General features: G+C 65.5%; 20 protein-coding genes and 1 tRNA gene. 13 read left to right on the top strand and 8 right to left on the bottom strand.

The window, feature by feature from the left end:
• Positions 1-34: 34 nt before the first annotated feature.
• Entirely contained in the window at positions 35-253 is a 219-nt protein-coding gene (locus HALXA_RS04620) for a hypothetical protein (protein WP_013879154.1), read from the top strand.
• Positions 254-328: 75 nt separating this feature from the next.
• Here the strand turns inward: HALXA_RS04620 and HALXA_RS04615 are convergent, their stop codons facing one another.
• From HALXA_RS04615 to HALXA_RS04605, 3 genes are all read right to left on the bottom strand, one after another.
• Positions 329-2,905, bottom strand: coding sequence for a DUF2309 domain-containing protein (locus tag HALXA_RS04615; RefSeq protein WP_013879153.1), 2,577 nt, complete (start codon positions 2,903-2,905; stop codon positions 329-331).
• The gene (locus tag HALXA_RS04610; RefSeq protein ID WP_013879152.1) at positions 2,898-4,397 is read right to left on the bottom strand and encodes a proton-conducting transporter transmembrane domain-containing protein; all 1,500 of its coding nucleotides are present in this window, start codon (positions 4,395-4,397) and stop codon (positions 2,898-2,900) included. Before HALXA_RS04610 ends, HALXA_RS04615 begins: the two co-directional genes overlap by 8 nt.
• A gap of 310 nt (positions 4,398-4,707) precedes the next feature.
• Positions 4,708-5,172: an Lrp/AsnC family transcriptional regulator gene (locus tag HALXA_RS04605; protein WP_013879151.1), complete on the bottom strand. Its 465-nt coding sequence runs from the start codon at positions 5,170-5,172 to the stop codon at positions 4,708-4,710.
• Positions 5,173-5,409: 237 nt separating this feature from the next.
• On the opposite strand from HALXA_RS04605, the gene HALXA_RS04600 reads away from it, so the two are divergent.
• The 5 genes from HALXA_RS04600 to HALXA_RS04580 all read left to right on the top strand — a co-directional run bounded on the left by HALXA_RS04600 (position 5,410) and on the right by HALXA_RS04580 (position 9,563).
• Positions 5,410-5,604 (top strand): cold-shock protein, encoded by a 195-nt coding sequence (locus tag HALXA_RS04600; protein ID WP_005578474.1) that lies wholly within the window; start codon positions 5,410-5,412, stop codon positions 5,602-5,604.
• A gap of 122 nt (positions 5,605-5,726) precedes the next feature.
• Positions 5,727-6,170, top strand: a complete 444-nt coding sequence (locus tag HALXA_RS04595; RefSeq protein WP_013879150.1) for a cupin domain-containing protein — start codon at positions 5,727-5,729, stop codon at positions 6,168-6,170.
• A 110-nt stretch (positions 6,171-6,280) separates the two neighbouring features.
• Positions 6,281-7,387 (top strand): FecCD family ABC transporter permease, encoded by a 1,107-nt coding sequence (locus tag HALXA_RS04590; RefSeq protein WP_013879149.1) that lies wholly within the window; start codon positions 6,281-6,283, stop codon positions 7,385-7,387.
• Positions 7,387-8,340, top strand: a complete 954-nt coding sequence (locus HALXA_RS04585) for an ABC transporter ATP-binding protein (RefSeq protein ID WP_013879148.1) — start codon at positions 7,387-7,389, stop codon at positions 8,338-8,340. The genes HALXA_RS04590 and HALXA_RS04585 overlap by 1 nt, the downstream gene beginning before the upstream one ends.
• 47 nt (positions 8,341-8,387) lie before the next feature.
• On the top strand, positions 8,388-9,563 hold the full coding sequence (locus HALXA_RS04580) for an ABC transporter substrate-binding protein (RefSeq protein WP_013879147.1): 1,176 nt from the start codon (positions 8,388-8,390) through the stop codon (positions 9,561-9,563).
• A gap of 134 nt (positions 9,564-9,697) precedes the next feature.
• On the opposite strand, the gene HALXA_RS04575 is transcribed toward HALXA_RS04580, so the two are convergent.
• Positions 9,698-12,241, bottom strand: a complete 2,544-nt coding sequence (locus HALXA_RS04575; protein WP_013879146.1) for a methyl-accepting chemotaxis protein — start codon at positions 12,239-12,241, stop codon at positions 9,698-9,700.
• A 161-nt stretch (positions 12,242-12,402) separates the two neighbouring features.
• Here HALXA_RS04575 and HALXA_RS04570 point away from each other — a divergent pair, with 161 nt between their 5' ends.
• Entirely contained in the window at positions 12,403-14,469 is a 2,067-nt protein-coding gene (locus tag HALXA_RS04570; protein WP_013879145.1) for a DEAD/DEAH box helicase, read from the top strand.
• Between the two features lie 6 nt (positions 14,470-14,475).
• On the opposite strand, the gene HALXA_RS04565 is transcribed toward HALXA_RS04570, so the two are convergent.
• Positions 14,476-15,003 carry a hypothetical protein gene (locus tag HALXA_RS04565; RefSeq protein WP_013879144.1) on the bottom strand — a complete coding sequence of 176 codons (528 nt, stop codon included), beginning with the start codon at positions 15,001-15,003 and terminating at the stop codon, positions 14,476-14,478.
• Between the two features lie 191 nt (positions 15,004-15,194).
• Here HALXA_RS04565 and HALXA_RS04560 point away from each other — a divergent pair, with 191 nt between their 5' ends.
• Complete coding sequence (locus HALXA_RS04560; protein WP_013879143.1) at positions 15,195-15,518, top strand: hypothetical protein; 324 nt, start codon at positions 15,195-15,197, stop codon at positions 15,516-15,518.
• Positions 15,519-15,560: 42 nt separating this feature from the next.
• On the opposite strand, the gene HALXA_RS04555 is transcribed toward HALXA_RS04560, so the two are convergent.
• A complete protein-coding gene (locus tag HALXA_RS04555) occupies positions 15,561-15,818 on the bottom strand; it encodes a pro-sigmaK processing inhibitor BofA family protein (protein ID WP_013879142.1) in 258 nt (85 codons plus the stop codon).
• Positions 15,819-15,900: 82 nt separating this feature from the next.
• Here HALXA_RS04555 and HALXA_RS04550 point away from each other — a divergent pair.
• Together HALXA_RS04550 and HALXA_RS04545 are read left to right on the top strand one after the other, a co-directional pair.
• A tRNA-Pro gene (locus tag HALXA_RS04550) sits at positions 15,901-15,973 on the top strand.
• Positions 15,974-16,504: 531 nt separating this feature from the next.
• The gene (locus tag HALXA_RS04545) at positions 16,505-17,335 is read left to right on the top strand and encodes an aldo/keto reductase (RefSeq protein ID WP_013879141.1); all 831 of its coding nucleotides are present in this window, start codon (positions 16,505-16,507) and stop codon (positions 17,333-17,335) included.
• A 177-nt stretch (positions 17,336-17,512) separates the two neighbouring features.
• On the opposite strand, the gene HALXA_RS04540 is transcribed toward HALXA_RS04545, so the two are convergent.
• Positions 17,513-17,743: a hypothetical protein gene (locus HALXA_RS04540; RefSeq protein WP_013879140.1), complete on the bottom strand. Its 231-nt coding sequence runs from the start codon at positions 17,741-17,743 to the stop codon at positions 17,513-17,515.
• Positions 17,744-17,913: 170 nt separating this feature from the next.
• Between HALXA_RS04540 and HALXA_RS04535 the strand changes: the two genes are divergently transcribed.
• Both HALXA_RS04535 and HALXA_RS04530 read left to right on the top strand, forming a co-directional pair.
• Positions 17,914-18,552 (top strand): DUF502 domain-containing protein, encoded by a 639-nt coding sequence (locus HALXA_RS04535; protein WP_013879139.1) that lies wholly within the window; start codon positions 17,914-17,916, stop codon positions 18,550-18,552.
• A 336-nt stretch (positions 18,553-18,888) separates the two neighbouring features.
• Positions 18,889-20,997: a minichromosome maintenance protein MCM gene (locus HALXA_RS04530; protein WP_013879138.1), complete on the top strand. Its 2,109-nt coding sequence runs from the start codon at positions 18,889-18,891 to the stop codon at positions 20,995-20,997.
• A 143-nt stretch (positions 20,998-21,140) separates the two neighbouring features.
• On the opposite strand, the gene HALXA_RS04525 is transcribed toward HALXA_RS04530, so the two are convergent.
• On the bottom strand, positions 21,141-22,067 hold the full coding sequence (locus HALXA_RS04525; RefSeq protein ID WP_013879137.1) for a transcription initiation factor IIB: 927 nt from the start codon (positions 22,065-22,067) through the stop codon (positions 21,141-21,143).
• Positions 22,068-22,280: 213 nt separating this feature from the next.
• Here HALXA_RS04525 and HALXA_RS04520 point away from each other — a divergent pair, with 213 nt between their 5' ends.
• A complete protein-coding gene (locus HALXA_RS04520) occupies positions 22,281-23,048 on the top strand; it encodes a YqjF family protein (RefSeq protein ID WP_013879136.1) in 768 nt (255 codons plus the stop codon).
• Positions 23,049-23,113: the final 65 nt, after the last annotated feature.

Below are 23,113 nucleotides of genomic sequence, written 5' to 3'. Positions count from 1 at the left end.
CACCGTTTTACCACTCCCGGAAAACGTATCGGGCATGCGCTCGCTCCTCGAGTCCGACGTCGGCTTCTACTACGCCGTCGGCGCGTTCGTCGCCGTGATCTTCGTCATCGGGCTGGCGACGCTCGCGGTGCTCTCGCCGGCCGGAATCGGCGCTCGAGAGCTGGGCGGCCTCGTCGTCGGCTTCCTGCTGTTCATGGTCGTCTACTTCATCTCGATTACGATCCACCAGCTCGAGAAGCGCGAGGAACTGTAACGGCGGCGTCGCACCGACGAGGACGAGACGGACGAGAAGAGTCAGTACCCTGCCCTCAGTGAGCAGCCGTCAGTCCTAGTCCTGCGCCGTTGGTGAAATCTGACCCTGTTCCTGACCGCGGGCCGCCGTCGCCGCCTGTGACTGCGAGGTCCACTCGAGAGTACCCTGGTAGTGGAACGCCTCGTTGTCCTGCTCGGGATCGACGACCGTCAGATCGGCGATCCAGCCGTTGTCGAGCAGTTCGGCGACCTCGTCGTGACGCTGGAGGATGTCGGTCACGCGCTCGACGGGCGCGTGGATGACCGCCGTCAGGCGGAGCGGCTGGTGGTACGACTCGTCGTCGGAGAGTTGCAGCGACTGAAGCGGGAGGCCGGTCATCAGGTCGCCGCCGTTGCCCTGCACGACGCCGACGTTTCCGAGCGCGTTCTGCGTGACCTTCGAGCCGCTGCCGTAGACGCCGTTGTCCACCGTCGCGAAGTAGTACTGGTTGTTGATCCACTGGGTGACCACCAGCGGGCCGGTCATGATCGCCTCGAGCGCGTCGCCCTCGGGGTCGGTCGTCCAGTCGTAGGAGTGGAGGAACGCGCGGCCGTCCAGGTTCTCGTCGTCGGTCAGCTCGCGCGGGCCGATGACGAAGGAGGCGTTGCCGGCCAGCCCCCACTCGGGGCGGGTTTCGGCCCAGTCGGCGGCCTTGCGCTCGACTTCCGCGACGGCCTCCTCGGGGTCGACGTCGGTCTCGTCGGTCATCGACTCGAGGCGCTCGGCCGCCGCGCCGGCCTGTGCGCGCTCGAGGTCGGCGCGCAGCTGCTCGAGATCCTCGCGGTGGCTCTCGGGGACCGCGCCGTCGAACAGGGTGATCTCGTCGGTCGTCGTGTTGTGCTCGCCGGCGAGGAAGACCGTGTCGTCGGGGATGTGGAACCCGCGTTCGCGGAGTTCGGCCTGCACGTCCGGGTCGTTGCAGATTGTTGCGAGCACGCGGGCGTTCGGGCCGCCGGGGTTGCCGGCACAGGCCCCGCAGTCGAGACTCGAGTCGAACGGGTTATTCGTCGTCTCGCTGGCATGGCCGGCGAAGACGACCAGGCGGGCGAACTCCGTCCAGCCCATGAGCGCGAAGGCGTTCTCCGCGTACCCGACCTTCTGCTCGAGGCTCATCCCTTGCGGGAGGTCGTGGTCGGCGTGGCTGTGGTCGTCGTGGTCGTCGTAGTCGATCGCGGGCGAACAGAACTCGTGCCGGCTCGGGACGCGGTCCGCGACGGCGCTCTCGAGCGAGGCGATCGCCGAGGGGGCGAGCGTCCGCGCGGCCATCGCCGAGCCGTAGGCGGCGCCGCCGCCCTCGACGAACGGGAACGCGGCGACGGCGTTGGCCTTGAGCCGCTTGAAGTGTTTCCGGGTCGCCGTCGCGAGCCCCTTCCAGCGGTCGCGTTTCGCCGTCGTCTCCGGGTCGTCGGGCCGGTCGACCACGCGGTGCTCGGCGTCGACGATCGGCGGACAGGCGTCGACGTCGGCTTTCGCGTCGTAGCCGCGGTACCGCATCGGCACGCCGAAGAAGCCGGCGTAGCCGTGGGTCTCGTAGGACCCCTGGTCCTCGATGTGGCGGCGGATGATCTCCGAGCGCGTGTCGATGCAGAACACCAGCTGGGCGGCCGGCCGCGACGACTTGTCCGCGTCGGCGGGATCGGTCACCGAGCCGTCGATCTGCTCGAGCAGGCGCTCGCGGTAGCTCTTCTCCCAGGCGGTCAGCCAGATTTCAGGGATCGGGAGCACCTCCTCGCTGTCGTCCGCTCCGTCGCCGGCGTCGGCACCGCGCTCGTCGTTCGCAGGCTCGATCGGCGCGTCCAGCAGGTCCGCGAGCGTCAGCCGCACCGCGAGGTAGTCACGTAGCGTGATCGGATACTCGGCCTGCCAGGGGTCGGTTTCGTCGTCGACGCGCTGCTTGATGAAGCCGGTCCAGCCCGGCAGCGCGGCGAAGTGGTGCTCGGCGATGTCGGTCCACCGGTCTTCGGGATAGTCGCCGAGGACCGACTCGAGCGCCTCGGTCGCCGTCTCCGGGAGGTCGCCGGGATCGTCGCAGCCCGGCACGTCGCCGTCGTAGGGCGCGACCGAGCGCCAGGCGGCGTAGAACCCCTCCTCGCGGTTCGGCATCGGCCACTTGGCCTGCCCCTCGTCGAGGAAGGCCGCGAGCCACTTCGAAAGCACGCGGTCGACGGTCTCGGTCGCGTCGTCGGCGTCCGCGTCGCGCGCCGCGTCGGCCTCGGCCATCTCCTCGAGGAGCGTTTCGGGGTCGCGATCGATGCCGCGGGCCTCGAGTTCGTCCTCGAGCACGTCGGAATCGATCTGGCCGCGCTCCCGGGCCTTCCGGAAGACGTCGGGGTGCGGGTACCCACGGCCGCCGAACAGGGACTCGGCCTCGTCGACGGCCCGGTGGAACGGCCGGTCCTCGAACCCCGAGAGAGGATTGGCCGTGACGAACGAGTACAGCGGCCAGACGGAGCCGACCCGCTCGGCCGCGCGCTCGATCGTCGCGGCGAGGGGATCCCGATCGGCGTCGGTGCCGGTCTCGGGGCGGTCCGCCGCCTGATCGGGTTGCTGCGATTGCTGTGGCGTCTGTTCGGCTTCCGGTTCGAGTTCGGACTGGGCCGTCGGCTTAGACATCTTTGTACTCCTCCTTGTTCGTAAGAACGGTCGACGAATCCGGCTGCGAGAGGTTCAGTAGCGAGACGTAGAGGCGCTCGCTCGAGCGGTGCCACCCGAGTTCCGTCGCGACGTACGCGCCGACGAACAGGGCGACGACGAGCCCGTGGGCGATCGTCACGTCGGTCGAAGCGTGGGTCATCGCCGAGGGAACCACCGCCGAGATCGCGTTGTACAGCAGGGCGTAGCCGCCGATCGCGGTGAGGACGACCAGCGGGACACTGACGAACCGGACCGACCGGGGCAGCGTCGTCCGGTTGAGGATGTCCCGCGCCGCGGTCAGCGTCGTCAGGACCACGACGAGCGTCAGGATCGTCCCGCTGTCGAACGACAGGCCCGTCGCTTTCCCGGTGAGGGCGCCGAAGAGCACGCCGCCGCCGACGGCCGTCGCCAGACTGAGGAGGGCGCTCGAGAAGCCGAATTCGGTGTGGCCGGCGTGTTTGGCCGTCGACTTCGGCGCCGCCTCCTCGACGGCGGCCCCCGACGAGAGGAACAGGTAGGCCTTGTAGAAGCCGTGCAGCACGAGGTGGGCGATCGCGGCCGCGAAGAATCCGAGGCCGCACTGGAGGATCATAAAGCCCATCTGGGCCATCGTCGAGCTGCCGAGCTTGCGTTTGACGTCCGTCTGGACGAGCAGCATCGCCTGGCCCAGCAGGGCGCTGACCGCGCCGAGGACGACGACGGCCGACATGATCGCGAGGTGGTCGGCGACCAGCGGCGAGAAGCGGGTCAGCAGCACCCCGCCCGCGTTGACGAACCCCGCGTGCATCAGCGCCGAGGCCGGCGTCGGCGCCGTCATCGAGGACAGCAGCCACCCGTGGAACGGGAACAGCGCCGACTGGATCAGCGCCGCGAGGACGATCCCGCCGGCGGCGACGAGGCCGACCGTCGCGGAGACCTCCTCGAGGCCGCCGAAGATACCGGAAATCGACGTCGTTCCGGCCTCCCACGCGAGTACGGCCAGACTGCCGGCCAGCACCGCGCTGCTGGCGACGAAGTACCGACGCGCCAGCGCGCCGGCGGCCCGGGCCTGCTCCCAGTCGCGGACGTGGCCGATGAGGCCGGCCATCAGCAGGCCCATCGCGAGCCACGCCGCCGCGAACAGCGCGACGTGGTCCGCCGCGGTCAGGGCCATCACGACGAGCGTGAACGCGAACACGCGGGCGAAAAAGCGCTCGAGGTCGCGGTCGCCCGCCATGTAGCGCCGGGAGTAGCTGTGGACGATGCCGCTGAAGAAGGTGACCACGACCCACAGCACCGCCGTCAGTCCGTCGACGACGACATAATCGACGCCGGTCCACGGCTCGCCGCGCCGAATCGTCAGCGCGAGGACGCCGACGCTACAGAGGAACAGCGCCCATACCAGCCGCGTCGACGCCCGCGGGACGACCGAATCGTCCGTCGTCGTCAGTTCCGAGAGTTGTGCGGCGTCGATCGAGCGTTCGTCAGTCATGCGTCGAGTGTCACCTCCGACCAGCGCGGACGGTTGCGCTGCAGGATCGATCCGTCTGGTCGTCGCTACCACCGCTTTGAACATCCTGGTTATTATAACCTGCTGTTCGAACAAATCGTTCGTCAAATCCCGTGTGAAAGAACATCATGGTCTATCGCAAGAAGTGCCGCAACCCAATCTGCCGATCAGACGGCGATCCGGACGGTCGGTCGCGTTGGCACGACGGAGACGCCGCTGAAGCGGCGTTACCGGCGAAATCGGACGGCGGATAGCGGTATAAAAAAGCGAACCGAACCCGGCGACGGCGCGGTTACTCCGCGGAGAACTCGTCGAAGGAGGTCGACTCGTGGCTGCGCACGAGCACCTCGTCGGTGATCGTTAGTCCCATGTCCGAGAGCTCCTGCGCGATCGGGGTGATGTCCCGATCGTTCTTGACGACGGCCGTCACGAGGAGGTTCTCCTCGCCCGTCACCAGTTCCTGGACCGAGACGACGCCGGGGATGTCCAGAACCTCGTCGAGATAGTCGCCTCGCTCCGGGATCGGCGCCGTACAGAAGAGCAGCATCCGGATCGGATATCCGGACTTCGTGTAGTCGATGTTGGCGCTGTAGCCTTTGATGACGCCCTCGGACTCAAGGCGCTGGATGCGCTTGCGGACCGTACTCGAGGACGCGTCGGTCCGTTCGGCGATCTCGCCGGACGAGAGGTTCCGGGCCTCCTCCTGGAGCGCGTAGAGGATCTCCCGGTCGACCGCGTCGAGCTCGTACTCGGTCATACCGCGTCGTTTCGACCGGCGAATATAAGGGACTTCGCCTGCGTCCCGCGGGCTGGGTTCGGGTCCGTCGGAGGGGCGCTCGCCGATCTCGAGCGAATGGGGAGGGCCTGGCTCGAGGGCGAGACTTGCAACCCCAGCGAAAGCCAGAGATGGCAGGACATCGGCCGTGACACCCGGTGTGTCGGCGGTCCATGAGTCGCAGCGTTTATACGTATCCGTCCACTCTCTTTAGAAGCAATGGCGCAAGGAACCGTTGATTTCTTCAACGACACTGGCGGCTACGGATTCATCGAAACTGAGGATGCGGACGAGGACGTCTTCTTCCACATGGAAGACATCGGCGGCCCGGACCTCGAAGAAGGACAGGAGCTCGAGTTCGAAATCGAGCAGGCCCCCAAGGGCCCGCGCGCGACGAACGTCGAGCGCCTGTAAGGCGGATTCGTAACGGTATCGGCACTTGACTGCAGTATTTTACACCGACTAGCTACGGCGCTCGCGTTCCGGTTGGAACGACAAGTAGGGGACTTTAGTAGCGCCGCGTCCGAGGGCTGGGTATGGCCGACTCCTCGTCGGAGCCCGAACCCGAGACGGACGCCGACGGCACCGCTCCTGATCCGGTGTCCACAGCCGCCGATCCGGAGCCGCTGGTCCGGCGCAGCGACGACATTTCATACGAGTCCGTCGACGCGGCGGACGGCCTCGAGAAGGGCGTGCTGATCGGCGACAAGCACGGCGCCCCACACTTCGCGATCCGCCGGTTCGTCCTCGAGCCCGGGGCGGACGTGCCGAAACACACCAACGACGTCGAGCACGAGCAGTACGTTCTAGAGGGCGAGTACGTCGTAGGCATTGCGGACGAGGAGTACGAGGTTACAGCCGGCGACTCCCTACTGATCCCCGCCGGGGCAGTCCACTGGTACCGCAACGAGGGCGACGAGCCCGGAGCCTTCCTCTGTGCCGTCCCGAACGGCGACGACGAGATCGAACTGCTCGAGTAGCTCGGACAGTGTCGCTTGAGCGCATCGATCGCCCTATCGAACCGAGCTTCTTCCAGGCTGCTGGGTGGAATCGCAACTACTAAACACTCTTTAGGCACACCTAAATACGAATGGCAGGATCGCACTCGGCGGGGGCTCACGCAGCCCGTGAGCAGGAGGGATGGTTCACCGGGACGCTCGTCCTGTTCTGTCTCGCGAGCGCGGTTATCACCGTCGTCGCGGGACTGGTACAGGTGAGCTTCGGATCGTACTCGATGACGATCGGGGAGGCCTGGCGAGCGGTCGTCGATCCGGCGGTCGTGTTCAACCGGCAGGCGTGGAACGCGTTCCTGTTCGGGGGCGAACTGCCCGAGATGAGCAGGAACAGCATCGTCGTCTGGAACATCCGGCTCCCGCGGGTGTTCGTCGCGATTATCGCCGGGACGACGCTGGCGGTGTCGGGTGCGATCTTCCAGGCGGTGACGCGCAACGAACTGGCCAGCCCCTTCGTGCTGGGCGTGAGCTCCGGCGCCGGGTTCGCCGTGCTCGCGACGCTGGTCGTCTTCAGCGGCCTCGCGCCGCTCCTGCCGCTTATCGCCGCACTCGGCGGAACGATCGCGTTCCTCGTCGTCTACCTGATCGCCTGGAAAGACGGCACGAGCCCCGTTCGACTGGTGCTGGCCGGCGTCATCGTCAACATGGTCTTCCAGTCGCTCCAGCAGGGGCTGTTCTTCTTCGCCGACGACATCGGCGTCGTCCAGACCGCGATCGCCTGGCTGACCGGCTCGCTGACCGGCACCGGCTGGGACGAGGTCCGCATCGCCACCATCCCGGCCATCATCGCGATCGTGCTCGCGATGGCCGGGGCTCGACAGCTCAACGTCTTGCTGCTCGGCGAGCAGACCGCCCGCTCGCTCGGGATGCGCGTCGAGATGGTGCGGTTCCTGCTGTCGGGCGTGGCCATCCTGGCCGCCAGCGTCGCGATCTCCGTCGCCGGGATCGTCAGCTTCTTCGGCCTCGTCGTGCCCCACATCGTCCGCAACACCGTCGGGAGCGACTACCGTCAGCTGATGGTCGGCTGTCTGTTCGCCGGGCCGGCGCTGATGGTCGCCGCCGACGTCGGCGCCCGCCTCGCGCTCGGCGGCGTCCAGATGCCGGTCGGCGTCGTCACCGGCCTGCTCGGCGGGCCGTACTTCCTCTATCTGATGCGCAAACAGCGATCGATGGGTGAACTCTAATGACGGATCCGAGTACCATGACCGACACGAACGTCGACCCGGACGCCGACGCATCGACAGGGCACAGCGCACGCGACGCGGACGCCGAGACGAACCTCGACATCGCCGACACCGCTGCCGATGGCAAGACGACGACCGGCGGCCACGACGACGACGCCAAGAGCGCCCTCGTCGGCGACAGCCTCGAGTTGAGCTACCCCGGCAGCGACGAGACCATCGTCGACTGTACGCGCCTGGACGTGCCGGAGGGCGAGATCACCGCCCTCGTCGGCCCCAACGGCAGCGGCAAGAGCACGATGCTGAAGGCGCTCTCGAAGCACCTCGAGCCGGATACGGGCGTCGTTCGGTTGCGCGGGGAGGACCTCCAGTCGTTCGATCGGCCCGAACTCGCGCGCGAACTCGGCCTCCTCTCCCAGGAGAACGACTCGGTCAGCGGGATCACCGTCGAGGACCTGGTCTACCACGGTCGCTATCCGCACCGCGGATTCTTCGACAGCGTCTCCCCGGAGGACCGCGAGGCGGTCGAACGCGCCCTCGAGTTGGCAGGCGTCGAGCACCTCCGCGATTCCGAACTCGGCCAACTCAGCGGCGGCCAGAAACAACTCGCCTGGATCGCGATGGTGCTGGCCCAGGATACGGACATCCTCCTGCTGGACGAGCCGACGACCTTCCTCGATCTCCACCACCAGTTCCGCGTCCTCGAGACGATCCGCCAGCTGAACGAGGAGAAGGGCGTCACCGTCGCGGTCGTGCTCCACGACATTTCCCAAGCCGCGCGGTTCGCGGACTACCTCATCGCGATGCGCGACGGCGAACTGTACGACTGGGGCCCGCCGGAGGAGATCGTCACCGAGCAGTTGCTCGCGGACGTGTTCGAGGTCGAGGCGACCGTCGCCTACGATCCCGAACTGCAGGTGCTCCCCAAGCGAGCGCTGCAATCTGACAACGAGTAAGGGCGATACCGGAACGCTTTTCTACTTTTAGGCAAGCCTAAAGCGTAATGACTGACGACAGCCACCGAACGAGACGAGCGATTCTTCGAACGAGCGCAACAGTTGCCGGGGCGGGCCTCATTGCCGGGTGTACGAGCGACGGAAACGGCAATGGCGACGGCAACGGAAACGGGAACGGCGATACCGAAAGCGGAAACGGTGACAACAGCGGCAACGGAAACGGCTCGAGCGAGAGCTACTCCGTGACGATGGAGCCGGTCGGCACCGTCGAGTTCGATTCCGTTCCGGAAACGTGGGCGGCCAACAACGGCAGCTGGGCCGACATGGGCATCGCGCTCGGGCAACAACCGCCCGAGGCCGTCTACCTTACCGATCGCTATCACACGCAGTACTACGACGAAATCCCCGACGTCAGCGTCGATAAGAGCGAGATCGACGCGCTCTGGGACGACGAACTCGACCCCGAGGAGTTCATCGAACTCAGCGAACAGGTCGACGTGTTCGTCATGGACCCGAACTTCCTCATCAACCGCGGGGACTGGGATCAGGACGATATCGACCAGATCGAATCGATGGGCGCGCCCTTCTTCGGCAACAGTATCTTCTCGCGGGACTACGGTTGGCACGACTACGAGTTCCTCACGCTGTACGAGGCCTTCGAGAAGCTAGCGGAAGTCTTCCAGGAGCAGGAACGGTACGAGGCCTTCGCGTCGCTCCACGACGGGTTCCAGGACGAAGTCGAGGCCATCGTCCCGCCGGAAGACGAGCGGCCGGACGTTGCGATCGTGTGGCCGGCCGGCGACGACACGTTCTATCCCTACACCATCGACGAGGGGACGAGCTACAAACAGTGGCGCGACCTCGGCGTCGGCGACGCGCTGAGCGAGGCGGGCGTTTCGGACTTCACCGACGATCGCGGGACGATCGACTACGAGAACCTGCTCGAGATCGATCCCGACGTCCTCGTGCTCCGCGGGCCGAGCAACGAGTCCCTGAGCGACGAGGAGTTCCAGAATCAGGTCGTCGCGGAGATGGAAAACCACAACGTTGCCAGCGACCTGACGGCCGTCCAGAACGGCGACGTCTACCGCGGCGGCCCGCTCTACCAGGGACCGATCGCGAACCTCGTGCTGACCGAGCGCGCAGCCCGGGATCTCTACGGCGTCGACGAGGAACTGTTCGACCGGCAGGAGGTCAGCGACATCGTCAACGGGAACTTCTAAGTCGACGGTCCGCGACCGTCGCACGGCTCCGGTGGGCCGTCTCTTTCGCGTTTTTCTCGCTGCGATTTTACCTACTGTGGCACGTCGCCCAGCCAAAACTGCATCACCAATCAACGGTGCCACTCAAGCACTCGTTAGTCGGACCACGTGAACGTGTTCGAATCGTCGGATTCCGAGGGAGAGTCCGGTTCCGAGTTCGCGTCCGAATCCGAATCGCGATCGGCATCCGATGTCGACCCCTGAGAGGTGTCGTCATCGTCGTGCCCGTTGGATTCGTCGGGCGCGTCGTGCTCGTCAGCCGGCACCGCGGCCGGCTGGGGCTGTGCCTCAACGTCGATCACTGGCGCACCCGCATCCGGAGTAGCCCTATCGTCACCGGTCGCGTCGGCGGCCGGCAGCGGGGAGTCAGGACCTGCGATCGCATCGGGTTCAGCCGACACCTCGAACTTCCCGACGGCGTCCGCGAGTTCTCGAGCCTGCTCGGACAGCGCGGTTGCGGTGTGTGAGACGTCCGTCAGCGACGACGTCTGCTCTTCGGCGGCCGCGGCGGCCGTCTGCGCCTCGGCGCTGGTCTCCTCGCTGATCGCCGTCACGTCGTCGGCCATCGAGACGATCTCCTGGGTCGCGGCGGCCTGTTGCTGGGTCGCCGAGGAAATCTGCTGGATGCCGTCGTTGGTCTCGGCCGCGTACTCCGAGATTTCCTCGATCGAGCCGATCGCGTCTTCGACCGCGCCTCGGTGGTCCCCGATCCGCGCGTCCGTCTGCCGGACCACGGCGGCGACCTGCTCGGCCTGCCCGCGCACCCGCTCGAGGCGCTCCTCGACGTCGTCAGCGGCCCCCTGGGTGTCCTCCGCGAGGGACTTGACCTCGTCGGCGACGACGGCAAAGCCGGCATCCGCGGCGTCCGCACGTGCGGCCTCGATGTTGGCGTTCAGCGCGAGCATGTTCGTTTCCTGCGCGACCTCGCGGATGAACTCGAGCAGGTCGTCGATCGCGTCGATCTCGGCCTCGAGTTGCTCGACCTCGTCGACGGCAGCCGCGGCCTCGTCCTCGATGGCGTTCATGCCGTCGATGGCGCTCGTCGCCGATTCGCGAGCGGCCGAACTGGTCCGGGCGGTGCGCTCGGCGAGCGTAGCGACGTCCGATGCGGTTGCGGCGATCTCCTCGGTCGTCGTCGAGAGGTCGTCGATCTCGCCGCCGATCGTCGTCAGTTGGCCGCTCTGGCGGTCCGCACCGTCGGCGATCTGCTGAACCGACGTCGCCACCTGCTCGGAGGCCGACCGCACCTCGACGACGCCCTCCGCCGTCGAATCGGCCGCCTCGTCGACTGCGTCGGCGAACGCTCGCGTCGCCGCGAGCGTCGCCTCGATATCGTCCATCATCGCGTTGAACTCGGCGGCGATCGTCGCCATCGCCTCGCTCTCGTCGTCGGACTCGAGCCGGCGCGTGAGGTCGCCGTCGGCGCAGGCCCGCATCGCCTCGCCGTAGTCGTCGGCGGTTTCCTCGAGGCGCCGAGAGAACGCCTCGGACTCGGCGCGGGCTTGCTCGGCCTCCTCGCGGGCTTCCTCCGCGTCCTGCAGGGCCGACTCGGCCCGCTCGCGCTCGCGTTCGGCCTCCTCGAGTCGATCGCGCAGCGAGCGGCGCATCCGGTCGATCGACCGGTGGAGTTCGCCGAGTTCGTCGCTGCGGTCGGACTCGACCGACTCCTCGAGGTCGCCGTCCTCGATGGCGGCCGCCCGCTCGGAGAGGTGTCGGAGCGAGCCCGCGGTGGTGCGGCCGACGGTCGCCCCGAGCAACAGCATGCTGGCGAAGACGACGCCGATCATCGAGAGGATCTGGTTCGAGATGTCCGACTGCAGCGAGTAGGCCTCGCCGGCGGGCACGCGGGTCGTCAGCGTCCAATCCTGCTGTTCGGTTTCGAGGCCCGCGTAGCCGGCGACGGTCTCGGTGCCGCCCGCGTCGAACGACGTCGTGCCGGATCCGGTGCCGATCTCCGTCGGATCGATCGCGTCCTCCTGCAACAGCCGCGAGCGGTCCGCGGCGAGGACGGTCGTTCCCGACTGATCGACGACGACCACGTCGTCGCTCGCGTCCGTCCCGACCATATACTGGGACAGCGATCCGAGATCGACCAGCCCGACCACCGCGTGGTCGGCGCTGGACATGCCGATCACGAGCATCGCGGGCCGGCCGTCCTCGGTCTCGAACGGTTCGGAGAAAGTGACCTGCGACGGCGATTCGGTCGCGGTCGCGAGCCGGTCGTCGACCGCATCGCTCACCTGTCCGCCCTCGAGGGCCGCATCGGTTCCGGACTTGGCGTCGACTTCCCCCGTCTCGTAGTTGACGTAGTAGGCGCCGTCGAACGCCGTCCGATCGGTCATTCGGTATAACGAGTCGGCGACGGCGAACCGATCGCCGTTCCGAAACGTCGACGAGCGGACGAGCGAGTCCACGTACCGGCCGGTCGAATCGAACCAGGTATCGAGCCGGCTCGCGTCCTTTTGTGCATCGGAGACGAGCTGGGACTCGACGTCGGACTCGAGCTCCGCGCCGGTGTGCGCGTAGATGACCCCGCCGAAGGCCCCGACGACCAGAACCACGACGATCAGTGCAGCCACGAACCGGAGCGCGTAACGGCGCCGAACACCAGGAACGTACTCCCACGGATTCAACCTCATCTGGTTGAGGATTCGACACCCGTCTCATGTACGTTGGTAAGAGTGTTCCGTACGCCTATATACCGGACCGGAGGGGTACGCAATCGTCCGAACGACCGCGGGACGGTTCCCGATCGGACCAGTCCGAACCGCTGAAATACCGCGCGCCCGTACCCGGTATCGTGTCGAAGCAGGTCCAGCAGGTCGAAACGATCTTCTGCCACGAGACGGGTGACGATTACCTGATCGTCGTCCAGCGCGACGGCGAGCGGCTGTTCCGGGCGAAGCTCGTCCTCTCGGAGACGTCGGCCGGTCCCCGACCCGCCAAGTTCCGCCTCAAGCAGGGCTCGAGCGAGGAGCCCCGCCAGCCCGACGAGTTCGTCGAACTCGCCCGCCGCGCCAAGCGGATCCGCATTTCTGAACAGACCTCCGCCGAGAAGCGCCGCGAGCTCACCGAGATGCTCGCGGGCTACCAGCTCGAGGACAAGGCCAAGGCCGTCCGGACCTGCCGGTACTGCGCCTCGGCTGGCCGGTACTCGCCGATCACGACCGAAACCGCCGTCAAGGACGACAACGACTGGATCTGTCAGGACTGCGCGCGTCAGGAACTCGAGCGCCAACTGTCGTTCTCGGGCGGCGGTGCGGTCACCGGCGCCGCCAAAGAGCGTCTCGAGGACCTCATGCTCGAGGTGCAGGACTTAGAGCGGATCGTCAACCTGCTCAAGGGGCAACTCGACCCCGACCTGACGAAGTTCGATACGATCTCGGCGACGACCGACGAGATCGATCCCGTCCCGGTCGACTCCCTGAATCTCCATCCGGGCCTGCAGAACCTGCTCGAGGACCGATTCGAGACGCTGCTGCCCGTCCAGAGTCTCTCGGTGGAGAACGGCCTGTTCGACGGCGACGACCAGATGGTCGTCTCCGCGACGGCGACCGGGAAGACCCTGGTCGGCGAGATGGCCGGCATCAACCGGGTCTTGAACGGGAAGGGGAAGATGCTCTTTCTCGTCCCGCTGGTCGCGCTTGCCAACCAGAAGTACGAGGACTTCCAGGACGAGTACGGCCACCTCGTCGACGTCTCCATCCGCGTCGGGGCGAGCCGGATCGCCGACAACGGCAACCAGTTCGACCCGAACGCCGACGTCATCGTCGGCACCTACGAGGGGATCGACCACGCCCTCCGGACCGGCAAGGACATGGGCGACATCGGGACCGTCGTCATCGACGAGGTTCACACCTTGAAGGAGGAAGACCGAGGCCACCGACTCGACGGCCTCATTTCGCGGCTCAAGTACACCTGCGAGCAGCGCGCGAAACGGCGCGACGACTACGGGGGCGCCCAGTGGATCTACCTCTCGGCGACCGTCGGCAACCCCGAACAGCTCGCGGACGTCCTCGAGTCGACACTCATCGAGTTCGAGGAGCGGCCGGTGCCGATCGAGCGCCACGTCACCTTCGCCGACGGCCAGGAGAAGGTCCGCATCGAGAACAAACTCGTCAAACGCGAGTTCGACACCAAGTCCTCGAAGGGGTACCGGGGCCAGACGATTATCTTCACCAACTCCCGACGACGGTGTCACGAGATTTCGCGCAAGTTGGAGTACTCCTCCGCCCCGTACCACGCCGGGCTGGACTACAAACGCCGGAAGAAGGTCGAACGCCAGTTCGGCGAGCAGGAGCTATCGGCGGTCGTCACGACCGCGGCGCTCGCAGCCGGGGTCGACTTCCCCGCTTCGCAGGTCGTCTTCGACTCGCTGGCGATGGGTATCGAGTGGCTCTCCGTCCAGGAGTTCCACCAGATGCTTGGCCGCGCGGGCCGGCCCGACTACCACGACAAGGGGAAGGTGTACGTCCTCGTCGAACCCGACTGCGCCTACCACAACTCGATGGAGGGGACCGAGGACGAGATCGCGTTCAAACTGCTCAAGGGCGAGATGGAGTCGGTGATGACCCACTACGACGAGGCCGCCGCCGTCGAGGAGACCCTGGCCAACATCGCGGTCGGCGGCAAGGCCGCGAAGGCGTTGAATGACCGCATGCTCGGCGAAGTGCCGACGAAACACGCCATCGGCAAGCTGCTGCAGTACGACTTCATCGACGGCTTCGAACCGACGCCGCTCGGCCAGGTCATCACCCAACACTTCCTCGAGCCCGGCGAGGCCTTCACCCTCGTCGACGGAATTCGGAAGGACGCCCACCCCTACGACCTCGTCGCCGACATCGAGCTTCGGGACGACGATCTCTGAGCGGCGTCAGTCCTCTTCGCTCGCGCTCTCGCTGTCGCTCTCGAGTCGGTTCGAACCGGGCGGTTCTCGGGGAGTTTGAGGGTTCGAGGCGGCCAGCAAGTTCTGGAGATACCGCATTCCGGTGGCGATGGCCATCACGCTGTCCATCAGCGCCTGTTGGGACGCGCCGTCGGGATAGATCCGGTGCTCCATCTGGAGCGTCTCGGCCTCGCGAAGTTCGCAGCCCCGGCTCTCCTCGTCGAGGAACGTGTAGAATCCGGGCGTCGTCGCGAGCACCGGTCCGATCTGACTCAACAGTTCCGCGCGTTGTCCGTCGTCGCGCACGAGCCGTCTGGCCCGCTCGCTGTCGAGCCCGCTGCGGCCGACGACCCGGACCGGCCCCTTCGGCTCCTCCTTGATGAGGTGGATCGGCAGGCTCGAGAGGGTCACCTGCAGGTTGAACTCCGTCTCCTCCTGCGTGTGTGCCGTTATCTCCTGAACGGCGTTTCGGTCGAGCCACCAGCGGACCTGTCGTTCGCTCACGTGGGTCGGCATAGCACGGATACGACGCCGGAAAAATAAAGCGTTGAGCCGGCAGCAGCCGTCGTTTCGATCGGAACAGGCGTCTGCCGCCGGCGAGCACTCGCGAACTGCCCGCCGTACGAGCGAGGCAGTTCGTCGTTGTAGCCGGCTCGAGGTGCTGTGATAAAGCCTATGCGGCACTAGTTCGTTGAGCGACACGAACGATGGGTCGTCTTGAGTGTATCCGCCGGTCGCTCGGTCGCGCCCTCCACGCGCTCCAGTTTCTCGTACTGCTGCTGGTCCTGCTGTTCGTCGCGCTGCCCCACGATAACGCGTGGAGTATCCTGTTTGCGGTCCTGATCGTGTTGTTGCTGCTCGCAACTGCGGTCGGTCTCTGGCGGCGGCCGGCCGACGGCGACGGGCAGGCCCACCTCGGGACGGCCGACGATATCACGTCCGATCCGTTTGCGGATCCCGGACAGGCGGCCAAAGACAGGTGGGAGCAGGCGGTTCGTCGACTGCCGGGCGAGGACGACGAGCGAGACTGAGTGTCGGGGATCGAGTTGCCGGCAGCGCCGACAGCGCCGCGGTCAGGGAACGAACGCAACCCCGAACAGCGACAGCAAGAGTACCAGCAGCGAGCCGGGGAAGCCGCCGATGGCGACGATAACGAGCGCGATCGGCGTGACGGCGACGTTGAGGCCGAACACCGCCTGTGCGAGAAACAGGACGACGAGTCCGACCACCGCGTTGACGATGAAGGGCCTGACCGTCTGGATCAGCGTGGAGGCACCCAGGACAGCCGCAAGGACGAGGACCAATAGGAGGATCTCGAGACCAGTAACCATACGCGATACTAGCTCAGGACGATACAAAACGGTTCGGAACGGAACGAAACCCTTTATGATGTCCGCCCGAAAGAGTGGATGCGGGATCGTGGGTTAGCCTGGTATACTTCGGGCCTTGGGTGCCCGTGACCCCGGTTCAAATCCGGGCGATCCCATTCATTCTGTCGCGAACAAGATCGTGAGCGACGAATTCGTGACGATCTCCAGTTCAAATCCGGACGATACCCTTCGTTCTGTCACGAGCGACGCTATGAGCAACAGACGTTGATGGTAGCTAGATGTAACCGTGAAAGCGATCAAAAGGGGGTATTCTCGAGCAATTCCGATCCGAATCCTCGAGCCGGGAGGGTGGCTCGCAGGCGTGCTCTGGTGGGTGCTCGCGTGGCGGGCTGACCTGCCGTTTGAGAGACAGGCCAATTGGATGTGAAGGTGTAACACAAGTAAGTGCTATCCCATCTTTGTTTGGGTCGCGGACAGTACCTGAATAAGTCGAAGTCGCGGAACTGACGAGACGGCACGTTGCGAACGACTAGCCTGTTGCCACGATAGGGAATCGACGAACAGATCCACTGTTCTAACGTTCTCGAACAGTAACGATTATTCGCGCCAGAGACTCTCTAGACCGCTTTCCGGAATTCGTTTCTGCGAGCGCAGGCCCTTTTCACGTCACGTCCCAACCGTCGCGTATGCAGGAAACAGCCGATCCGGAGACGTGTCCGACCGCGAACGGCATGCCGATGCTCGGCCTCGGCACCTGGCAGAACGAGGACCCCGACGAGTGCGCCGAGAGCGTCCGCACGGCCCTCGAGACGGGCTACCGCCACATCGACACCGCCCAGGCCTACGACAACGAGGGTGCCGTCGGCGACGGCATCGCCGCGGCGGACGTCGACCGCGAGGACGTCTTCCTCGCCACCAAGGTCTGGATCGACAACCTCGCGCACGACGACGTCCTCGAGACGGCCCGCGAGAGCCTCGACCGCCTCGGCGTCGACTACGTCGACCTGCTGTACGTCCACTGGCCCTCTCGCGAGTACGACGCCGAGGAGACGCTGTCGGCCTTCGACGAACTCTACGACGAGGGCCTGATCGAGAACGTCGGCGTCAGCAACTTCCTGCCCGAACAGGTCGAGGAAGCCGTCGAACTCTGCGACGCACCAATCTTCGCGAACCAGGTCGAACTCCATCCGCTGCTGCCCCAGGATGAGATCCGCGAGGTCTGTGACACCCACGACATCGAGGTCGTCGGCTACTCGCCGCTGGCCCGCGGTGCCGTCTTCGACCAGCCCGAAATTCGGGAAGTCGCCGAGAAACACGACGTCAGCGAAGCGCAGGTCAGTCTGGCCTGGGCCCGCGAAAAGGGCGTCACCGCGATTCCGAAGTCGGCCAGCGAGGACCACATTCGGGACAACTTCGAATCGCTGACCCTCGAACTCGACGTCGACGACGTCGAGACGATCGACGCGATCGACGGGACCGACCGGCAGATCGATCCCGGCTTCGCCCCCTGGAACTGATCGCGTCCGACGCGGTCGCCGCCACCAGCACCGTTTCCCCGCCGTTCTGCGATAACCGAGCGATCGACTTCGGCTTATAGCAGATTCGCGTCGGCGCTCGAGAACGAGCCGGACAGTTCTTCCGGCAACGGCCTCGTCTGTGGGTACCGGACAGCAGAGACACAGACGGAACCGGACTCAGTCCTCGGACTCGACTTCGTCGTCGGTCTCGGTCGCGGCCGGCCCACCGCCGGTCGCGTTCTCGAGCAGTTCCTCGTTGACTTTTGTGAACGTCGTGCCCCCGCAGCGACAGCCGTCACGTCGGCCGATCGGTAGGATCGAGCCGTCCGACAGTTCGGTCGCTGCGTAGAGTGCGCCACAGTGCGTACAGGCGGCGATCATCCGATCGGGATCGTCGCGTTCGTCCATCGCTGCGACGTGAGAACACGGATTGTAAATAGTTGCTGTAACGACGGGAGGAGTACCAGACCTGTTGTGATAGACGTAACAACGGTCGGAAATCGAGTGATTCCAGCGCGAGACGACAGTTTCCTGCAAGCCGAACGATTTCCGGGGTGAACTGACAACTAGACGATCCAATGTCGGCCCCCCGGATCGGAGTGAAACGGTGGCTGGTCAACGGGATCGTAATCACGATTCCGCTGGTCGCCACGCTCGTCGTGTTGCTCGTCGTCTTCGATTTCGTTCTCGGCGTGCTCTCCCCGGTTATCGAAGGCGTGCTCTACGCCTGGCCGAACGAACCGCCGCGGGCGGTCGTGCAACTGCTAACGCTCGCATCGCTGTTCGGACTCTTCCTCCTGATCGGGTTCGTCGCGGAGTATACGCCCGGCCGGTACATTTCCCAGCGCGTTCACCAGACGATGGAGACGATTCCCGGCGTGAGTACGGTCTACGAGAGCGTCCGCAGGGCGTCGAAGATCCTCGCCGACGACGATACGGACCAGTTCAAGGAGGTGAAACTCGTCGAGTTTCCCCACGAGGGAGCGTACATGCTCGGCTTCCTCACGGCGGTTACGCCGGACGATATCGAGCAGTCCGTCGCCAGCGAAGACATGGTGACGATCATGGTGCCGCTCGGACCGAACCCGACGACGAACGGCTTCGTGATGCACATGCCTCGCGAGAACGTCCACGACGTCGACGTCACCGTCGAGGAAGCCGCCCGCTCGATCGCGACGCTCGGCGTCGCCTCGAACGGGTTCGACGAAGACGAGTGACGCGACCGGATTATTTCAGAACCAGATACCAAAATGAATTGGCCGTACATACATAACTGAACGAACCGTATCGAAAATCGTGGCCACGTGAACGACAGGGAACGAGACAGGACGCGGCGTGTGTTCCCGACAGCGGTCGGGGACGACTTGTTCGACGTGGCCCGCCCTTTCGCGGCGCCGTCATCAGCCACCTACCAGCGGCTCGTCTCTCAGTCGACAGGACTCGAGTCTGCACGACGATCGGACCGCACCGACCGATAACTGCGATGCGATCCGCGATCAGTTTCGCCCCGCTTTGCGACAATTTATACCTATTGGCGCCCGTACCACAGTGCAATGGCGCAGGCGCAAGCGGGTAACTCCGAACTCGTCGATTCCTTCGAGCAGTTCTTCCGCAACTACTACGACAACGAGATCAAGCAGCTTGCGCAGCAGTACCCCAACGAGCAGCGATCGCTCCACGTCGACTGGCAGGACCTCTACCGGTACGATCCCGACCTGGCCGACGACTTCCTGAACCAGCCCGAGCAACTCCAGCGATACGCCGAGGAGGCGCTGCGGCTCTACGACCTCCCGATCGACGTCAGCCTCGGGCAGGCCCACGTCCGCGTCCGGAACCTGCCGGAGACGGAATCACCCGAAATTCGGGAGATCCGTTCCCCCGACATGAACACGCTCGTCGAGGTCCGCGGCATCGTCCGCAAGGCCACCGACGTCCGGCCGAAGATCGAGGACGCCGCCTTCGAGTGCCAGCTCTGTGGCACCCTCACGCGCGTCCCCCAGTCCAGCGGCGACTTCCAGGAACCCCACGAGTGCCAGGGCTGCGAGCGACAGGGACCGTTCCAGGTGAACTTCGACCAGTCCGAGTTCGTCGACTCCCAGAAGCTCCGCATCCAGGAGAGTCCCGAAGGGCTCCGCGGCGGGGAGACGCCCCAGTCGCTCGACGTCCACGTCGAGGACGACATCACCGGCGAGGTCACCCCCGGCGACCACGTCTCCGCGACCGGCGTCCTCCGCCTCGAGCAGCAGGGCGACGGCCAGGACAAGTCTCCCGTTTTCGACTTCTACATGGAGGGGATGTCCGTCGAGATCGAGGAGGAGCAGTTCGAGGACATGAACATCACCGACGAGGACAAGAAGGAGATCTACAACATCTCCAACCGGGACGACGTCTACGAGCAGATGATCGGCTCGATCGCGCCCTCGATCTACGGCTACGACCAGGAGAAGCTCGCGATGATCCTCCAGCTGTTCTCGGGGGTCACCAAGCAGCTCCCCGACGGCTCGCGGATCCGCGGGGACCTGCACATGCTCCTTATCGGGGACCCCGGTACCGGTAAGTCGCAGATGCTGGGCTACATCCAGAACATCGCCCCTCGCTCGGTCTACACCTCCGGGAAGGGGTCGTCCTCAGCCGGTCTCACGGCAGCCGCCGTCCGCGACGACTTCGGCGACGGCCAGCAGTGGACCCTCGAGGCCGGTGCGCTCGTGCTCGCCGACCAGGGGATCGCGGCGGTCGACGAGCTCGACAAGATGCGCCCGGAGGACCGCTCGGCGATGCACGAAGCGCTCGAGCAGCAGAAGATTTCCGTCTCGAAAGCGGGGATCAACGCCACGCTCAAGTCCCGCTGCTCCCTGCTGGGCGCGGCAAACCCCAAGTACGGCCGCTTCGACCAGTACGAACCCATCGGCGAGCAGATCGACCTCGAGCCGGCCCTCATTTCGCGATTCGACCTCATCTTCACAGTCACGGACCAGCCCGACGAGGAGAAGGACAAGAACCTCGCCGAGCACATTCTGACCACCAACTACGCGGGCGAGCTGACGACCCAGCGCGAACAGATGACCTCGCTGGAGGTCAGCAACGACGAGATCGACGAGATGACCGAGCAGGTCGACCCCGAGATCGACGCCGAACTCCTCCGGAAGTACATCGCCTTCGCGAAGCAGAACTGCCACCCGCGGATGACCGAGGCGGCCCGGGAAGCGATCCGGGACTTCTACGTCGATCTGCGCTCGAAGGGGACCGACGAGGACGCACCCGTTCCCGTGACGGCCCGGAAACTCGAGGCGCTCGTTCGCCTCTCGGAGGCCAGCGCCCGCGTGCGACTGTCCGATACGGTCGAAGAGTCCGACGCGAACCGGGTCATCGAGATCGTTCGCTCCTGTCTACAGGACATCGGCGTCGACCCCGAAACGGGCGAGTTCGACGCGGACATCGTCGAGGCCGGCACCTCGAAGTCCCAGCGCGACCGGATCAAGAACTTAAAGCAACTCATCAGCGACATCGAGGAGGAGTACGACGACGGCGCGCCGGTCGATATCGTCCTCGAGCGGGCCGAGGAGGTCGGCATGGACCAGTCGAAGGCCGAACACGAGATCGACAAGCTCAAACAGAAAGGCGAGGTCTACGAGCCGAGTACGGATACGTTGCGGACGACCTAACGGCCGGCGTGACGCCTGTCAGTATCGGACCGGAGTATCGTCGCTGTCGACACTAACTATCGCTGAATCTCGAGCACAAACACGGAGAGCCAGTTGCGCATCCGAACGGACGCTCGAGCGAGATTGGCGTCCGAACCCCTTCGCTACCGATCAGCGAGTTCCTCGAGCGCGGTGACCGTCGCACGAATCGTCACCGGGGCGACGTCGGCGACGTCGGCGGCGGCCGCCTGCGTCACCGTCGGCCACTCCTCGCGTTCCTGCGTCGCCTTGTAGAGACAGCCGCCGGCGACGCCGCTCGGATTCCGGCCGCCGATCTGCCCCGCTTCCGAGAGTGCGTTCGCGTGCTCGCGAGCGCGGCGTTCGACCGCGGAACCGACCTCGAGTTTCGCGGCGTATCGCGGCAGGTACTGCGCGGGATCGATCGGCCCGGTCGGCAGCCCCAGTTCGCGGTTCAACGCGTCGTACGCGGCGCGAAGTTCGTCGGCGTCGGCGCGAGCGACGGCCGTGATCTCGTCGATCGTACGCGCGACGGACCGCGTTCGACACGTCGCGTAGATCGCAGCGGCGGCGAACCCCTCGAGCGATCGGCCCTGAAAGAGACCGTCGGATTGGGCCGACTCGAACAGGGCGCAAGCCTGTTCGCGAACAGAGTCAGATAGGGAAAGCTGTGCGTTGACGCGTCTGATTTCGGCGAACCCGTACACTTGATTCCGTTCTGCTTTCGAGGAGATCCGGGCGCGATTGTGTTCGCGCCGGAGGCGCGCGATCTGCCGTCGTTTCCGGCCGGTCAACCGGGTTTCGTAACTCGAGTTAGAGCCGGATCCGTAGCCGATTTCCGTCGACAGCCCTCGATCGTGGCGCGATCGAGTGAGTGGGGCGCCGGTTCGTCGACGGTCGGTCTCCTCGTCGTCGAACGAACGCCATTCGGGCCCGCGATCGACCGCATCTTCGGTCGTGACGAGTCCGCACTCCTCACAGACCGTTTCGGTATCGGTCTCTCGCAATCGACCGTTGCACTCGGGACAGACCGAAGTCAAGTTCGAGTTCGAGTTCGAATCGGAAGTCGCCATTGTATCTCCTGATAATTACCGTTTGCCCCACAATGGTATTTAAAGTAACGGACTCGGTGAAATAAACGCATCCGAGATCGAATCGGTGTTTCTTATCGTCGTTCCAGATAGTGAACAATGCCGACACCGATCGCGACGTCAATCGGATCTAACAGGCAGCGCGCCGTTTTATGCCACGTACCGGTGTAGCAGCACAGCAACAGCACAGTCAAGATGACGGCTCACAATACGGAACCGTTTCGACGGCACGACACCGATACGGCGCTGCCGACACTCCCGCATCTCACCTCGATGACGTGGCGACACGGCCTGTTCGTTCACTGGCCGATCAGTCCCGACGCGCTCCGGCCACAGCTTCCGGACCCGCTCGCGCTCGAGACGTGGGAGGGGGACGCCTGGATCAGCGTGCTGCCGTTCGTGCTGGTCAACGTCGGCCTCCGCGGTTCGCCGTCGGCGACCAGGATCGCTTTCCCCGAACTCAACGTCCGGACGTACGTTCGGTACCGCGACGATCCCGGACTCTTCTTCTTCAGCGTCGACGTCGGCAATCCGCTCGTTGCGGCCGCGGCCGGGCAAACACGCCTTCCCGTCCGCTACGCGCAGATGCACGTCAGCGGCAGCGAGACGGGAATCTCGTTCTCGAGCCGGCGAACCGACGTCAACCCCGCGACGGCGGGGGAGCCGGACCGCGAGTCGGGCTGGTTTTCGGCGACGTACCGGCCCGACGGGGACGCGTTCAGGCCCGAACCGGACACGCTCGAGTACTGGCTCACGGAGCGGCGGCGGTTCTACGCGCCGGCGAACGGCGACGTCCTGACGGCCGAGGTCTCCCACGAGCCGTGGCCGCTGCAGCCCGCCGAGGTGACGATTCACGAGAACACGCTGTTCGAGGCCGACGGGCTCCCGGTGCCGACGGAGTCGCCGATCGCGTACTACTGCGACGAACTGTCGATGACGGGATCGGTGCCCCGCCGACTGTAAACCGACCGCCGGGTCGCGGATTGAGCCATCGATTGGAAACGATCGTCAAATTTACTTCGGACCGT

The organism is Halopiger xanaduensis SH-6, from assembly GCF_000217715.1.
GTDB classification, from domain to species: domain Archaea; phylum Halobacteriota; class Halobacteria; order Halobacteriales; family Natrialbaceae; genus Halopiger; species Halopiger xanaduensis.
This window is presented reverse-complemented; position numbering and strand designations above follow the sequence as displayed.

What these genes read in the sequence shown, in the direction of transcription:
- HALXA_RS04620 (WP_013879154.1), top strand. Translation starts at nt 35, where the DNA reads ATGCGCTCGCTCCTCGAGTCCGACGTCGGCTTCTACTACGCCGTCGGC.
- HALXA_RS04565 (WP_013879144.1), bottom strand. Translation starts at nt 15,003, where the DNA reads ATGCCGACCCACGTGAGCGAACGACAGGTCCGCTGGTGGCTCGACCGA.
- HALXA_RS04580 (WP_013879147.1), top strand. Translation starts at nt 8,388, where the DNA reads ATGACTGACGACAGCCACCGAACGAGACGAGCGATTCTTCGAACGAGC.
- HALXA_RS04520 (WP_013879136.1), top strand. Translation starts at nt 22,281, where the DNA reads ATGACGGCTCACAATACGGAACCGTTTCGACGGCACGACACCGATACG.
- HALXA_RS04610 (WP_013879152.1), bottom strand. Translation starts at nt 4,397, where the DNA reads ATGACTGACGAACGCTCGATCGACGCCGCACAACTCTCGGAACTGACG.
- HALXA_RS04555 (WP_013879142.1), bottom strand. Translation starts at nt 15,818, where the DNA reads ATGGTTACTGGTCTCGAGATCCTCCTATTGGTCCTCGTCCTTGCGGCT.
- HALXA_RS04545 (WP_013879141.1), top strand. Translation starts at nt 16,505, where the DNA reads ATGCAGGAAACAGCCGATCCGGAGACGTGTCCGACCGCGAACGGCATG.
- HALXA_RS04540 (WP_013879140.1), bottom strand. Translation starts at nt 17,743, where the DNA reads ATGGACGAACGCGACGATCCCGATCGGATGATCGCCGCCTGTACGCAC.
- HALXA_RS04605 (WP_013879151.1), bottom strand. Translation starts at nt 5,172, where the DNA reads ATGACCGAGTACGAGCTCGACGCGGTCGACCGGGAGATCCTCTACGCG.
- HALXA_RS04595 (WP_013879150.1), top strand. Translation starts at nt 5,727, where the DNA reads ATGGCCGACTCCTCGTCGGAGCCCGAACCCGAGACGGACGCCGACGGC.
- HALXA_RS04590 (WP_013879149.1), top strand. Translation starts at nt 6,281, where the DNA reads ATGGCAGGATCGCACTCGGCGGGGGCTCACGCAGCCCGTGAGCAGGAG.
- HALXA_RS04585 (WP_013879148.1), top strand. Translation starts at nt 7,387, where the DNA reads ATGACGGATCCGAGTACCATGACCGACACGAACGTCGACCCGGACGCC.
- HALXA_RS04530 (WP_013879138.1), top strand. Translation starts at nt 18,889, where the DNA reads ATGGCGCAGGCGCAAGCGGGTAACTCCGAACTCGTCGATTCCTTCGAG.
- HALXA_RS04525 (WP_013879137.1), bottom strand. Translation starts at nt 22,067, where the DNA reads ATGGCGACTTCCGATTCGAACTCGAACTCGAACTTGACTTCGGTCTGT.
- HALXA_RS04535 (WP_013879139.1), top strand. Translation starts at nt 17,914, where the DNA reads ATGTCGGCCCCCCGGATCGGAGTGAAACGGTGGCTGGTCAACGGGATC.
- HALXA_RS04615 (WP_013879153.1), bottom strand. Translation starts at nt 2,905, where the DNA reads ATGTCTAAGCCGACGGCCCAGTCCGAACTCGAACCGGAAGCCGAACAG.
- HALXA_RS04575 (WP_013879146.1), bottom strand. Translation starts at nt 12,241, where the DNA reads ATGAGGTTGAATCCGTGGGAGTACGTTCCTGGTGTTCGGCGCCGTTAC.
- HALXA_RS04560 (WP_013879143.1), top strand. Translation starts at nt 15,195, where the DNA reads ATGGGTCGTCTTGAGTGTATCCGCCGGTCGCTCGGTCGCGCCCTCCAC.
- HALXA_RS04600 (WP_005578474.1), top strand. Translation starts at nt 5,410, where the DNA reads ATGGCGCAAGGAACCGTTGATTTCTTCAACGACACTGGCGGCTACGGA.